This is a genomic window from Cellulomonas sp., from assembly GCF_015234515.1.
Classification (GTDB): domain Bacteria; phylum Actinomycetota; class Actinomycetes; order Actinomycetales; family Cellulomonadaceae; genus Cellulomonas.
The window spans coordinates 1-13,079 of record NZ_JADGMY010000026.1; the positions used below are offsets into that span (position 1 = coordinate 1).

13 protein-coding genes and 1 pseudogene are annotated in these 13,079 nt (G+C 73.6%); 4 read left to right on the forward strand and 10 right to left on the reverse strand.

The window, feature by feature from the left end:
• The 3 genes and pseudogenes from IR158_RS12955 to IR158_RS12965 all read right to left on the reverse strand — a co-directional run.
• Positions 1-422 (reverse strand): annotated as a pseudogene (locus IR158_RS12955) (thiolase family protein); the annotation flags it as partial.
• Positions 419-2,122 carry an AMP-binding protein gene (locus IR158_RS12960; RefSeq protein WP_291813667.1) on the reverse strand — a complete coding sequence of 568 codons (1,704 nt, stop codon included), beginning with the start codon at positions 2,120-2,122 and terminating at the stop codon, positions 419-421. The gene IR158_RS12960 and the pseudogene IR158_RS12955, both read right to left, overlap by 4 nt.
• A 165-nt stretch (positions 2,123-2,287) precedes the next feature.
• The gene (locus IR158_RS12965) at positions 2,288-3,151 is read right to left on the reverse strand and encodes a PaaX family transcriptional regulator C-terminal domain-containing protein (RefSeq protein ID WP_291813669.1); all 864 of its coding nucleotides are present in this window, start codon (positions 3,149-3,151) and stop codon (positions 2,288-2,290) included.
• A 187-nt stretch (positions 3,152-3,338) separates the two neighbouring features.
• Here IR158_RS12965 and IR158_RS12970 point away from each other — a divergent pair, with 187 nt between their 5' ends.
• The 4 genes from IR158_RS12970 to IR158_RS12985 are packed head-to-tail and all read left to right on the forward strand — an operon-like array spanning position 3,339 to position 6,838.
• The gene (locus IR158_RS12970) at positions 3,339-4,331 is read left to right on the forward strand and encodes an ABC transporter substrate-binding protein (RefSeq protein WP_291813671.1); all 993 of its coding nucleotides are present in this window, start codon (positions 3,339-3,341) and stop codon (positions 4,329-4,331) included.
• Complete coding sequence (locus IR158_RS12975) at positions 4,331-5,209, forward strand: ABC transporter permease (protein ID WP_291813673.1); 879 nt, start codon at positions 4,331-4,333, stop codon at positions 5,207-5,209. Before IR158_RS12970 ends, IR158_RS12975 begins: the two co-directional genes overlap by 1 nt.
• Positions 5,209-6,039, forward strand: a complete 831-nt coding sequence (locus IR158_RS12980) for an ABC transporter permease (RefSeq protein WP_291813674.1) — start codon at positions 5,209-5,211, stop codon at positions 6,037-6,039. The genes IR158_RS12975 and IR158_RS12980 overlap by 1 nt, the downstream gene beginning before the upstream one ends.
• Positions 6,032-6,838, forward strand: a complete 807-nt coding sequence (locus IR158_RS12985) for an ABC transporter ATP-binding protein (RefSeq protein WP_291813676.1) — start codon at positions 6,032-6,034, stop codon at positions 6,836-6,838. The genes IR158_RS12980 and IR158_RS12985 overlap by 8 nt, the downstream gene beginning before the upstream one ends.
• Positions 6,839-6,856: 18 nt before the next feature.
• Here the strand turns inward: IR158_RS12985 and IR158_RS12990 are convergent, their stop codons facing one another.
• The 7 genes from IR158_RS12990 to IR158_RS13020 form a co-directional block, all read right to left on the reverse strand.
• Positions 6,857-7,639, reverse strand: a complete 783-nt coding sequence (locus tag IR158_RS12990) for a phosphatase PAP2 family protein (RefSeq protein ID WP_291813678.1) — start codon at positions 7,637-7,639, stop codon at positions 6,857-6,859.
• Positions 7,640-7,695: 56 nt separating this feature from the next.
• A complete protein-coding gene (locus tag IR158_RS12995; RefSeq protein ID WP_291813680.1) occupies positions 7,696-8,436 on the reverse strand; it encodes a methyltransferase domain-containing protein in 741 nt (246 codons plus the stop codon).
• Between the two features lie 113 nt (positions 8,437-8,549).
• Positions 8,550-8,996 carry a MarR family winged helix-turn-helix transcriptional regulator gene (locus tag IR158_RS13000; RefSeq protein ID WP_291813682.1) on the reverse strand — a complete coding sequence of 149 codons (447 nt, stop codon included), beginning with the start codon at positions 8,994-8,996 and terminating at the stop codon, positions 8,550-8,552.
• Between the two features lie 171 nt (positions 8,997-9,167).
• On the reverse strand, positions 9,168-9,908 hold the full coding sequence (locus IR158_RS13005; RefSeq protein ID WP_291813683.1) for a maleylpyruvate isomerase family mycothiol-dependent enzyme: 741 nt from the start codon (positions 9,906-9,908) through the stop codon (positions 9,168-9,170).
• A gap of 1 nt (position 9,909) precedes the next feature.
• Positions 9,910-10,764 (reverse strand): fumarylacetoacetate hydrolase family protein, encoded by an 855-nt coding sequence (locus tag IR158_RS13010; RefSeq protein WP_291813685.1) that lies wholly within the window; start codon positions 10,762-10,764, stop codon positions 9,910-9,912.
• Entirely contained in the window at positions 10,761-11,843 is a 1,083-nt protein-coding gene (locus IR158_RS13015; RefSeq protein ID WP_291813903.1) for a cupin domain-containing protein, read from the reverse strand. Before IR158_RS13015 ends, IR158_RS13010 begins: the two co-directional genes overlap by 4 nt.
• A gap of 318 nt (positions 11,844-12,161) precedes the next feature.
• Complete coding sequence (locus IR158_RS13020; protein WP_291813686.1) at positions 12,162-13,022, reverse strand: carbon-nitrogen hydrolase family protein; 861 nt, start codon at positions 13,020-13,022, stop codon at positions 12,162-12,164.
• Between the last annotated feature and the right edge of the window lie 57 nt (positions 13,023-13,079).

Sequence of the window (13,079 nt, forward strand, 5' to 3'; positions counted from 1 at the left end):
CTGGTGGGCGCGCCACCGGGGCTCGCCCCGCTGCTCCAGAGCATGAGCGGGCCGTTGCTGGTGCGGTCGGTGACGACGCCGATCGTCGTCGTGTGCGCACCGAGCTGCACCTGCGTGGCGAGGTGCTCGATGACCGCCGCCGACGTCGCGCACGCCCGCGAGATCCACGGCCCGCCGTGCTCGCCGGCACCGAGGCGGCGTGACACGAGGGTGACGCCGTAGAAGGAGTGCTGCTGCGGGACCGTGCACCCCAGCGTCCACTCGGTGATCTCCTCGGGCGGCAGCCCGCGGTCGGCCAGGGCGCGGCCCGTGACGTCGACCGCGAGGTCCAGGCTGTTGACCTCCGCGAGCGGTCCCTGCCACTTGGCGAAGGGTGAGGTCCAGCTGAAGCCGAACGGGATGTGGGCGTCGGTGAACTTCATGGGGTCCTCTCGGCGGCGTCGGGTGCGGCGACCGGGTCCACGAGCGCGGGGACCTCGACCTCGGTGATGCGCCGACGCAGCCGGTGCATGTCGACCTTGCCGCTGGGGCTGCGCGCGAGCTCGTCGACCAGGTACAGGCGGCGCGGCTTCTTGTACCCGGCCAGGCGCCGGCCGACCTCGTCCTGGACCTGCTCGGGAGTGAGCGGCGCGCCGGGCGCGGTGACGACGACGGCCGTCACGACCTCGCCCCAGCGCGGGTCCGGCAGGCCCAGGACCACGGCGTCGAGGACGCCGGGCAGCGCGAGCAGCACCTTCTCGACCTCACCGGGGAAGACCTTCTCCCCGCCGGTGTTGACGACCCCGGACCCCCGGCCGAGCATCTCGACGTACCCGTCGCCCAGGACGCGCACCCAGTCGCCCGGCATGACGTGCCGCACCCCGTCGATCACGGGGTAGGTCTCGGCGGTGCGCGCCGGGTCGTCGTGGTAGCCCAGGGGCATCGCGCCGCGGTAGGCGAGCATCCCGGTCTCCCCGACCTCGTCGACCGGCGTGAGGTCCGGCGCGAGGACGACGGCACCGCGCGCGAGCCGCGGCCGGCACGGCAGGTCGTCCGGGCCGCGGACGACGCCGTAGGCGAACGGCCCGCCCTCGCTCGACCCGATGATGTCGATGAGGGTCGCGCCCGGCGCGTGGGCGATCAGCCGGGCCTTGAGGTCGTCGGACCACACCATGCCGGAGCTCAGGACCGTGTTGAGGCACGAGATGTCGCCGGCCCCCGCCTCCAGGGCGTCGACGAGCGGCCCGACGATCGCGTTGCCCGCCACGACGAGGCGCGTGACGCCGTGCTCCTCGACGGCCCGGACCGCCGCGCGGGGGTCGAACCGGGCGGTGGGCAGGAACACGACCGTGCCGCCGAGGACCATCGCGTTCATGACGTTGAACAGGGCCGTCGCGTGCATCATCGGCGGCAGCGGCAGGCACACCGTGCGCGGCAGGTCCTCGCGCGCGGCGACGCGCGTGACGTCGTCCAGCGACGTCGGGACGTCGACGGGCAGGGAGCCGTAGATCGAGAACAGCTGGCTGTCGAACAGGTTGCCGTGGGTCCACACGACCGCCTTGGGGCGGCCGGTCGTGCCCCCGGTGAACATGAAGATCCTTTGGTCCGGCCCGCGCGGGTGCGAGGGGAGCGGCGCGGCGTCGAGCGCGGACGCGAAGGGCACCCCGGGCGCCGGTGGCGCAGCGGCCGCCTGGTCGGCGTCGTCGTGCGCCGTGTCCGGGACGACGAGGACGAGGCCCGGCAGCGGCACGCGCTCGGCGGCGTCGACCACGGCGGCGGCGAGGCTGCTGGGGTAGACGAGCGCGGACGGCCGCGACATCTCCAGCAGCTCGGCGAGCTCGGCACCGTGGTAGCGGAAGTTGATGTTGACCGGGATCGCGCCGATCTTGTACGCGGCGTACAGCGTGGTCAGGTACTCGACGCGGTTGTACATGAAGATCGCGACGGTCGAGTCGGGGCCCAGGCCGTGCGCGACGAAGGTCGCGGCGAGGCGGGCGGCGAGCTCCTCGAAGGCGGTGTACGTGACGTCCGCACCGTCGGCGTGCACGGCGACGCGGTCCGGCACGGCGCGCGCCACGGCGTCCCAGATCGTCGCGTAGTTGGCGCGATCCAGGTCCCCGGACGACGGCGGGACGTCTGCCACTGCTCACATCCTCGTGGGCGGACCGCGCGCGGGTCGCGGCGGTGCGATGACGTGGCATCGTGCCCGTCCCGGGCGCCCGACGTCAACCGTTTCGGTGACGATCGTCAGAAGTCTGTCGAATGATGAGCCCGGCCGCAGGACGCGGCGCGGCGGTTCCGGGGCCCCTCAGGCCGTGAGCCGCCGGGCGAGGTCGGCCTGCGCCGGGCCCGCCAGAGCGGCGTGCAGGTGACGGAAGGTCGCCACCGAGCGCGCCGCCGGCCAGTCGGGCGAGAGGTGCTCGGCCGGGAGCCGCGGGACTGCCCGCAGCAGGTCCAGCCAGTCGGCGACCAGCGCCGTGACGTCGCGCAGCGCGTGGTCGACGTCGGGCGCGCGGTCCGCCCAGCGGTCCTGGAACTGCTCGTGCCGGGCCGCCATCGCCTCGAGCCGCCAGGCCGTCCGGACGCTGCGCGCAGCCGAGAACCCCGGCACCTCGTGGGCGCGGAACGCCAGCAGCTCCAGGTCGCCGTCGTCGGGGTCGACGCCGTCCGGCTCGTCGTCGTGGACGCCGCCGAGGGCCCGCGCGACGTCGACCTCCCCCGGCGCGATCCACAGCCCGTCGCGCAGCAGGCCGAATCCCGCCCACGCCAGCTGGGCGCGCACGCGGTGGCGCACGTCGCGCCGCCGTTCCGGCACGGAGAAGCTGACGAGCGTCCACCCGCTGCCGTGCGGCGCGAAGGGGTCGTCGTCGAAGACGCGTCCCCGCGCTTCCCCCAGCACCCGGACGCTCTCCGGAGTCAGCCCGTAGGAGACGGTGCGCCCGACGCGCACGGGGGCGAGCAGGTGGCGGGCCGCCATCCGGCTCAGCGCCGCCCGCGTCGCCGCCTCCCCGACCCCCAGCTCACCCAGCACGGCGATGAGCACGGACGCCGGCAGCGGACCGGCGCCGCCGGCCACCATGAGCTCGCCCATGAAGGCCAGCAGGAGCTGCTCCGGTCGCCGCCGGACCCCGGCGCGGTCCGGGTCGGGCGCATCCCCGGGCGGCGTCGACATGCGCGCGATTGTCGCACGCGGCCGCCTCACCGACCGGCGTCGGGCCGCTCCGGATCATTGACACATGTGACATTCGACTGCACGATTGCTGGACGAGTGTCATGCATGGTCCGAGCGCTGGTCGGTCTCGACGGCGCGCGGCGCTGACCGCCCGTCACCCGAGATTCAACGGAGAATTGAGGACCCCATGAACCGACGTCCCGCTCTCGTGGCGGCGCTCGTCGCGGCGCTGTCGCTCGGACTGGCCGCGTGCTCGTCGTCGGACCCCGCGCCCGGCGCCGAGCCCGAGGCGTCGGCCGCGCCGGACGCCGACAACCCCCGCGCCGTCACGATCGGGGCGCTCAGCATCAGCGAGACGGCCCCGCTGTGGGCCGCCGTGGAGGCCGGCATCTTCGCCGAGCACGGGCTCGACGTCACGGTCCAGCCGATCCAGGGCGGCGCGCAGGCCATGCCCGCTCTCGTCAACGGTGACATCGACTTCTCCGTCGGCCAGCCCTTCGGCGCGATGCGCGCGGGCCTGCAGGGCCTGGACGTCAAGATCGTCGCCAACTACGCGCAGAGCCTGACCGAGGGGGACGACATCAACTCGGTCGTCGTGGGCGCCGGCAGCGACATCACCTCGCCCGCCGACCTCGCGGGCAAGAAGGTCGCGGTGAACTCGCTCGGCGCGGCCGGTGACCTCACGATCATGGCGGCGGTCGAGGAGGACGGCGGCGACCCCGGCACCATCGAGTTCGTCGAGGTCGCGTTCCCCGACGCGCAGGCCCAGCTCGACGCGGGCAACATCGACGCCGCGTGGGTGCCCGAGCCGTTCGTGTCGATGATCGTCGGCGCGGGCGGCGCGCGGGTGGTCGACCCGTACCAGTCCGTGCTGCCCGGCCTGCCGACCCTCGTCCTGCAGACGACCGGCGCGACGGTCGCGGACGACCCCGCGCTGGTCGACGCCGTGCGCGAGGCCTTCACGGCGGCGTTCGCCTGGGCCGAGGACAACGACGAGGCCGTGCGGCAGTCGCTCGTCGACGAGATGTCGCTGCCCGAGCCCGCCGCGGCCAACCTCCGGCTCCCGCAGTTCTCCACCGAGCTCGACCGCGACGTGCTGCAGGGCCTGGCGGACCTCGCTGTCGAGCACGAGTTCTTCGACCAGGCCCCGGACCTCGACACGCTCATCGTCATCGACTGATGCAGCTGACCGACACGGTGACCGGTCCGGGCCCCGGGGACGTCGCCCCCGGGGCCCGGTCCGGGGCCGGCGCCCGCGCGGGTGGTCGGCGCGGCACCGCGGCGCGCGCCGGCGGCTCCGCCGTGCTCGGCACCCTCGGGGTCGCCGGCTTCGCGCTCACCTGGGAGCTCGTCGCCTGGGCCGAGGTCGTCAACCCGGCGTACCTGCCGCGGTTCTCGACGACGGCCGCGCGGCTGGTCACCGAGCTCGGCGAGCCCCGCTTCTGGTCGGCCCTCGGCGACACCGTGGTGACCTGGGCGCTCGGGCTCGGGATCGCGGTCGTCGCCGCGGTCGTCGCGGGCGCCGTCATCGGCCTCGTGCCGTTCCTGCGCCGGGCGACGCACAGCACCGTGGAGTTCCTGCGGCCCATCCCGTCGGTCGCGATCATCCCGCTCGCCGTCCTGGTGGCCGGGCTCTCGCGCGAGGCGGCGCTGGTGATCGTCGTCTACGCGCCGTTCTGGCAGGTGTTCATCCAGGTCCTGTACGGCGTCGGGGACGTCGACACCGTCGCCGACGACACCGCACGCAGCTTCGGCCTGGGACGGCTGCAGCGGCTGCGGCACGTCGTCCTGCCCACCGCGCTGCCCTACGTCATCACGGGGTTCCGGCTCGCCGCGTCCATCGCGCTCGTCCTGACCATCACGGCCGAGCTGGTGATCGGCAACCCCGGCATCGGCCGGCAGATCGACGTCTACCGCTCCGCGCCCGACGCACCGGGCCTGTACGCGCTGGTGCTGGTCACGGGCCTGCTCGGGCTGCTGGTCAACCTCGTCACGCGTCTCGTCGAGCGCCGCGTGCTGCACTGGCACCCGTCGGTGCGTCGGGAAGGCGTCGCCTGATGGCCGCCGGCCCGGCGCCCGCCCGCCCGACGTCCGCCCGCCCGATGTCCGCCGTGCGCCGCGCACTCGCGTCCCTCGGGTACGCCGTCGGCCTGCCCGTGCTCCTCGTCGTCGCCTGGGCGCTGGCGACCCGCGGGACGACGAACCTCTACTACCCGCCGCCGTCGCGCGTGCTCACGGCCTTCGTGAGCACGTGGCTGTCGCCCGACACGCTCGTGCGTGACGTGCTGCCGAGCCTCGGCCGGTTCGCCGTCGGGGTCCTGCTGTCGATCGTCATCGGCGTCGTCGTCGGCACCGCGATCGGCGCGACCCCGTGGCTGCGTGCGCTGCTCGAGCCGATGCTCGAGTTCTTCCGTGCCATCCCGCCCGTGGTCCTCGTGCCCGTCCTCATGCTGCTGCTCGGCATCGACGACACCATGAAGCTCGCGGTGATCGTGTCGGGCAGCGTGTGGCCCGTCCTGCTCAACACGATCGAGGGTGTCCGGGGGACCGACCCCGTGCTGGTCGACACCTCGCGGTCCTACCGCGTGCGCGGCCTGCTGGCGTACCGGTACGTCGTCCTGCCGGCGGCGAGCCCGCAGATCATGGCCGGCGTGCGGCTGGCCCTGTCGATCGGGCTCATCCTCATGGTGATCTCGGAGATGTTCGCCTCGTCGTCGGGGCTCGGCTACCAGATCGTCTACTTCCAGCGGCAGTACATGGTCGCCGAGATGTGGAGCGGCATCCTGCTGCTCGGCCTCGTCGGCGTGGCCGTCGCCGCCGTCTTCCAGCTCGTCGAACGCCGGGTCCTGCACTGGTACCACGGCTCGAGAGAGGTCGCCCGTGCCTGAGAACACGCCCCTGCTGTCCGTCCGGGACCTGAAGAAGACGTACCAGGGCTCCTCCGGGCCCGTCGAGGCCATCGGCAACATCACCTTCGACGTGCGCCCCGGTGAGCTGGTCTGCATCGTCGGTCCGTCCGGGTGCGGCAAGACGACGCTGCTCAAGTGCCTCGCCGGGCTGCTGCCCCCCACGGCCGGGTCGGTCACGCTCGACGGGGCCGCCGTCACCGCGCCGCCGAAGAAGATGGCGCTCGTCTTCCAGGAGTACGGGCGCTCCCTGTACCCGTGGCTCACCGTGCGCGACAACGTCGGCCTGCCGCTCAAGGCACGCGGCGTGCCGAAGGCGGAACGGCGGGCGGTGATCGAGCGGGCCGTCGAGGAGGTCGGGCTCGCGCACGCGCTCGACACGTACCCGTGGCAGCTCTCCGGCGGCATGCAGCAGCGCGTCGCGATCGCCCGCGCCGTGGCGTACTCACCGGAGATCCTCGTCATGGACGAGCCGTTCGCCGCCGTCGACGCCCAGACCCGCGCCGACCTGGAGGACCTGGTCCGGCGGGTGTGGCAGGACCTCGGGGTGACGGTCCTGTTCGTCACGCACGACATCGACGAGTCGGTGTACCTGGGCGAGCGGGTGCTGATGCTCTCGTCGTCGCCGACGTTCGTGCAGCAGGACCTCGCGATCGACCTGCCCGCCGAGCGCGACCAGCTCACGACCCGCGCGCTGCCCCGGTTCACCGAGCTGCGGACGCACGTGTACGAGCAGATCCAGCGGGCGAAGCGGGGGGAAGCGGTCCCGGCCGACGCGTGAGGGCCAGGTCGCCGTCCGTCAGCCGTCGTCCGTCAGGCGGCCGGCGGACTGCGTGAGCCCAGGTGGCGGCTGCGGGCTCCAGCCGGGCTCCGGCTCGCTCGGCGGCAGGCCGCGCATCACGTGGATCCGGTCCACGACGGTGACGACGCCCAGCACGACGACGGCCAGGCCGGCCGCCGCGACGACGTCCGTCAGGAAGTGGTAGCCGAGGTACAGGCGGCTCAGGGCGACCGCCGCGACACCGACGACACCGACGACCAGCCAGCCGACGACGACCCGGCGTGTGCGGTGCCGGCTCGCCACGAGGTACCCGGCGACCAGCAGGAAGGTCGCCGTCCCGATGGTGTGGCCGGACGGGAACGACCCGGTCGTCTCCGAGCCGGGGATGTACATCGTCTCCTCCGGCGGTCGGGGCCGGGCGACGAGGCCCTTGACCAGCAGCGAGAGCAGCGTGGAGGCGATCATGGCGCCGGCGAGCAGCAGCGGCCGCCACCACTCGCGCGCGCGCAGGCCCCAGGCCACGCACGCGACCAGGATGATGACCGGCAGCACGGTCGGACCGGTGACGAAGGTGAGCGCGGCGAGGACCGCGGTGAGGACGTCGCTGCGGGCGTCCACCAGGAACTCCAGGACCGGCCGGTCCCACAGGGAGAAGTCGTCGCGCTCCTGGACCGCGTCGAACATGCCCCCGAAGACGAGCAGGCCGAGCGCCACGAGCACGACGCCGGGCAGGACCGCCCGGAGCAGGGGCTGGTCGGCGTACCACGCGAGCAGACGGCGCGGCGGGTCTCCGGCTGGCATCCAGCCACGCTACCGGCGCTCGTCGCGGACGGCTCCCTGACCGCCCTCGGCTCCTTCTACAGGTCGAGCGTCACCAGACGGTAGCCGGCATCGAGCTCGTCGAGCGCCAGCAGGTCGGCGTACCGCTCGGCCCACGCGCCTGTCGCGATGTCGTTCTCGAGCCGCTCCAGACCGCGGTGGATCTCCGCGTCGCCGACCCGGCTCAGCACCGAGATCCCCGCCCGGACCACGGGGTCGAGGTAGGCGGCGGGCCGCCTCCACCAGGCGGCGGCGAATCCGTCGACGCAGTCGTGGGGCACGGGGACGGCCTCCACCGCGCACGGGCCGAGAGCCGCGACGAGGCGCTCCATCGGGACGGCGTGCGCCCGGTCGAGCTCGCGTGCGGCGGGCAGGTAATCGCGCAGCAGCCAGAAGTCACGGGTCACGGTCTCGTCGAACGTCAGCACCACCACGCGGCGACGTGCGACCCGCTTCATCTCAGCGATCCCGCGCTCCAGGTCGGTCCAGTGGTGCACCGTGAGGACGGCCATGGCCGCGTCCACGGCGTCGTCCTCCAGGGGGATCGACTCCGCGACCGCGCACAGGACCGGGGCGGCCCCGGCGGGGCGCTGGTCGATCATCGTCCTGCTCGGCTCGATGGCGACGACGGTGGTGGGCGGCTCGTAGGACCCGGTCCCGGCTCCGACGTTCACGACGGTCGACACGTCCCCGAGAGCCCTGACGACCTGAGCCGCGATGCGCGGGTCCGGCCGCCGGGTGGCCGCGTACGTCCGGCCGATGTCGTCGTAGGTGACCATGCGCCGACTCTGCCAGGCCGGGCTCCACCTCGTCGCCGCCTGGGCCGGGCGGCTACGACGTCTCCGCGCGCGTGCTCACCAGCGGGAACGTGCGCGGTCCTGGGCCGGCGCCGTCACGAGGGACGTTCCGCCTGACCCACCAGGATCTTCGTGAGCAGCCGCTGCAGCGTCTCGCGCTCCTGCCGGGTCAGGGCCGACGTCAGCACGTCGTCCACGCGCGCGGCCGCCGGGACCAGCTCCGCGAGCACCGCGAGCCCCTCGTCGGTGAGGCGCACGACGTTGCGTCGTCGGTCCGCCTCGGCCCGCACGCGCGCGACCAGCTCACGGGCCTCCAGCCGCGCGACGAGCCCGGCGATCGTCGACCTGTCCAGGTCGAGGTCGTCGCAGAGGTCGCGCTGGCTCGCCTCCCCGCGCGTGCGCAGGACGTTGAGCACGCCGAACTGCACGTTCGTCAGCCGCGGCCCGACCTCCTGCGCCCAGGCGGCGAGGTGCGCCTGCTGCGTCCGGCGGACGAGGTAGCCCGTGTGGTGCGCGAGGTCGATCGGCAGCGGGTCGGTCACGACGCCATCGTGGCAGCCACCGAGGGCCGGGCGGGTCAGGACGGCGCCGGTTCCGAGACGTGAGACGCCGCCGCCGCGACACCGGGCTGAGATGGCCCTGGCCGTCCGATGAGCCGACCAGGGCCGGTCTCGCGGCCCGGGCGTCTCATGGACCGGGCACGCGGCGCATGCTCAGAGCCAGGTGGGTGGTGGGGGGACCGGGGAGCCGTCGGACGTCGTCAGGAGACGCTCGCCGCCGCGGCCTGTCGCCCACCGCGCGAGGTCGGCCGCGCGGCCGCGCACGCGCACCGACCCGTCGTCCCCACCGGGCCCCACGGTCCGGTCGGTCGGCTCCAGCACGGGCACCACGACCTCGCCGCCGCGTGAGCGCCACATGCGCGTCACGTCCGCGAGCAGCGCGTCGACGAGCTCGGGCGGGAACTGCCGGTACGACGCACCGTTGTCGAGGTCGACGGCGTGCACCCAGACCTCGCGCGTGCGCATCCACACCGTCTCGCTCGCCGGCACCGTGCGCCCGAGCGCGGTGCGGACCGGGGCGGCCCAGGCCTCGGGCGCCAGGTCGCGCCACTCGACGTCGAGGTGCACCGCAGCGTGCGCGGACAGGTTGCGCAGCGCCCGGGCCGGCTGCGTCGCGCCGTACTCGATCTCGGCGTCCCGCTCCTCGCGCGACGCGTACATCGGGGTCTCGACGCCCGTCGCGGCCCACTCCGTCAGGCGCGTCAGGGCCCGCGCGTTGAGCCCGACGTGCGCGACGACGTGCCGCCGCGTCCACCCCGGCACGAGGGACGGTGCGTCGAGCTCGTCGTTGCCCAGCTCGTTGAGCTTGCGGGAGAAGTACGCCTGCCCGCGCCGGGCCAGCAGCAGGGCCGCCCGGAGCTGCGGATCCGTGGTGCGGTCGGTCCGCGCCGCCACGTCAGGCCTCCGCGACGACGTCGTTGCGGAGCTCGCCGAGCCCGGTGACCGACGTGCTCAGCACCTGCCCCGGCCGCAGGTACCGCGCGGGCGTGCGGGCGTGCCCGACGCCGCCGGGCGTGCCCGTCGCGATGACGTCGCCCGGGTGCAGCGTGAGGATCTGCGAGACGTACGCCACGAGCGCGGCGGGCCCGAAGACCATGTCGTCGACCGGCGTGTGCTGCACCTGCTCGTCGTCGACGACGGTCCGCAGGTCACCCGTCAGCGGCCCGGCCCCGGCCACCGTGAGCCAGGGGCCGAACGGCGTCGTGGCCTCGAACGTCTTGCCCTGCAGCCACTGCGCGGTGCGGTACTGGTAGTCGCGCATGGTGACGTCGTTGAGGACCGCGTACCCGGCGATCGCGGCGGCCGCGGCGGCCTCGTCGAGCCGCCGGGCGGTCGCGCCGACGACGACGGCGACCTCGCCCTCCCAGTCGACCGCGTCGGCGGCGTGCGCGGGCAGCACGATCGGGTCGTACGGGCCGACGAGCGCCTCGGGGTACTTGGCGAACAGCGTCGGGTACGTCGGCAGGTCGCGGCCCATCTCGAGGATGTGGTTGCGGTAGTTCAGCCCGACGCACACGATCTTCGACGGCCGCAGCACGGGCGGCGCCCAGGCCCGGGGCTCGAGGTCCGCGAGCGCGTGCCGTCGTCCGTCCGCCGCCGCGGCCCGCTCCCGCCAGTCGGCACCCGCCAGCAGCGCGCCGACGTCGGCCACCCCGGGCAGCTCGACGGCCTCGCGCTCGTCGACGCGCACGGCGACGGTCGCCATCGGCGCCTCGCCGGGGGCGGCGAGGCGCAGCGTGCCCAGCCTCACGCGAGGTCCTCGTTGCGCTGCCCCGGGACGTAGGTGCGCGTGAACTGCAGCCGGTCGATGATCGGCCCGTCCGTGAACCGGAACAGGTCGAACTGGCTGTCGGCGTGCAGCGACCAGGGCACCCAGCTGGGGACGGCGAACAGGTCGCCGGTCTCGACGCGCTGCTCGACACCACCGAGGACGACCGTGCCCTCACCCTCGAACACCTGCCACACCGACGACCCCACCTCGTGACGCGCGGGCGTCTCGGCCCCCGCGCGCAGGCGGTGGAACTCGCAGCGGATGGTCGGCATGACGTCGCCGCCGGTCGTGGGGTTGGTGTAGCGGATCGCGGCGTGCCCCTGCTCGACGGTCGCCGGGTGGCCCTCGTCCTCCAGCTTGAGCTGCTCGGTCAGCGCGCGGTCGGTGTGCTCCCAGCGGTACGCGGACAGCGGTGAGCTCGTCTGGTCCTGCAGCCCGGACAGCGGCCGCAGGCCGGGGTGCGCCCACAGCCGCTCGGAGCGCGAGACGTCCGGTGACGCCTCGTCGGTGACGCGCTCGGAGCCGTACTCGAAGAAGCCGACGTCGGCGTAGTGCGAGAACGGGACGTCGAGACCGTCGATCCAGGCCATGGGCTGGTCGGTGTCGTTGTGGTGGCCGTGGAAGTTCCAGCCGGGCGTCAGCAGCAGGTCGCCGCGGCGCATGGCGACCGGGTCGCCGTTGACGACGGTCCACACGCCCTCGCCCTCGACGACGAACCGGAAAGCGTTCTGGCTGTGCCGGTGCTCGGGGGCCGTCTCGTGGCCGCCGAGGTACTGGATCGCGCACCACAGCGTCGGGGTCGCGTACGCCGTGCCGGGCAGACCGGGGTTCGCCAGGCCCATCGCGCGACGCTCACCGCCGCGGCCGACGGGGACCAGACGGCCCGAGCGCTCGGCGATGTCGTAGAGCGACTTCCACCGCCAGACGTACGGGACGGCCTTCGGGGCCGGCGACATGGGCATGAGGTCGTCGCGCTGCGTCCACAGGGGGGCCAGGCTCTCGGCCGCGAAGTCCGCGTAGAGCTGCTGGAGCTCTGGGGTATCGGCGGTGCCGTCCATCTGGTGCACGGTGGCCTCCTCGGTGGCGTCGTCGCCAGTCGTTGGTGTGCCAACGATAGGCGCCGGGTGCGTCCGGAGGAAGGGGTCACACGGCGTCGTGCCACGCCGCCCGGACGACGGCGAGCGCGTCGGCAGCGGTGACCGCGTCTGGTGGCCGAGGGCGCGACGCCAGCCCACCTCGTCGGTCGGGGCTTTGACCTACGGTGGGACAGATCGGGTGAGGCGCTGCACCAACGGCAGGTCTCATTGGACCTGGCCCGGGAGACCGCTGTGACCCACAGTGGGGACAGGCTCGTTGCTGGTGGCGAGAGCGCCGCGTCAGAGTGCGGTCTTGACGCTGCTGCGAGGGTCGTCCACCAGGTACCCCCGGTAGAAGCTGCCGTCGTGAGCACTGCCTCGCCAGGGGCGAGCCAGGTCCAAGGCGATGTGGAACTGCGGGTCGTCGCGGTTCAGGTCGGCGAGGACGATCGCCTCGTCGCCGGCAGCCGCAGTCAGGGACGTGCCGTCGGGCCCGAACACCTCCGCGGGGACGAGCCGGCGCCTCTGTGCGACGGAGGAGACGGCGACCCAGTAGGTGTTGATGGCGGCCATTGCCTGCGCCTTGGTCCGGAAGATCGCATCGATCGGGTAGGCGGGGAGGAGCAGGCAGTCCACCCCGAGCGCGGCGTACTCGGTGAACACGTTCAGGAAGTTGATCTCCACGCACATCGCGATGCCGAAGCGGTACCCGTCCACCTCGAACATCGTCGGATCGGTGCCGGGGGTGTAGTGATGCAAGGTTTCGCGGGCGGAGCAGAAGCGCTTGTCGTAGCGGTCGATCACCCGACCGGTGTCGGAGATGACGTACACGCTGTTGTGGGGTCGGTGCGGTGGCGTCAACGGGTGGCTCGAGCCGAGGACCACCCACAGGCCGAGCTCGCCGGCGAGCTCGGCCACGGCCTCTGTCTCCTCGTGAACCACCGACCAGTCCACGTCGGCGAGGTCGCTGACCTGCTCCTTGGCGTAGCCGGAGAGGTGTCCTTCGGGGAAGAGCACCAGGCGCGCTCCCTGGGCGGCCGCGGTGCGCATCAGCTGGCGGGTCACCGCGCCGTTGCGGCGCGGGTCGGGGCTGGCGGTCGGCTGGGTGACAGCGACGCGGAGAGCGCTCATGGCGGTCAGCCTGTCGCGCGGGTCCGACATCGCCGGGGGCGCGTGGTGGCGAGAGGTCGCGCGAGGTGGTCACGTCGCACCTGCTCC

What these genes read in the sequence shown, in the direction of transcription:
- IR158_RS12965 (WP_291813669.1), bottom strand. Translation starts at nt 3,151, where the DNA reads ATGTCGACGCCGCCCGGGGATGCGCCCGACCCGGACCGCGCCGGGGTC.
- IR158_RS12980 (WP_291813674.1), top strand. Translation starts at nt 5,209, where the DNA reads ATGGCCGCCGGCCCGGCGCCCGCCCGCCCGACGTCCGCCCGCCCGATG.
- IR158_RS12970 (WP_291813671.1), top strand. Translation starts at nt 3,339, where the DNA reads ATGAACCGACGTCCCGCTCTCGTGGCGGCGCTCGTCGCGGCGCTGTCG.
- IR158_RS13015 (WP_291813903.1), bottom strand. Translation starts at nt 11,843, where the DNA reads ATGGACGGCACCGCCGATACCCCAGAGCTCCAGCAGCTCTACGCGGAC.
- IR158_RS12995 (WP_291813680.1), bottom strand. Translation starts at nt 8,436, where the DNA reads ATGGTCACCTACGACGACATCGGCCGGACGTACGCGGCCACCCGGCGG.
- IR158_RS13020 (WP_291813686.1), bottom strand. Translation starts at nt 13,022, where the DNA reads ATGTCGGACCCGCGCGACAGGCTGACCGCCATGAGCGCTCTCCGCGTC.
- IR158_RS12990 (WP_291813678.1), bottom strand. Translation starts at nt 7,639, where the DNA reads ATGCCAGCCGGAGACCCGCCGCGCCGTCTGCTCGCGTGGTACGCCGAC.
- IR158_RS12975 (WP_291813673.1), top strand. Translation starts at nt 4,331, where the DNA reads ATGCAGCTGACCGACACGGTGACCGGTCCGGGCCCCGGGGACGTCGCC.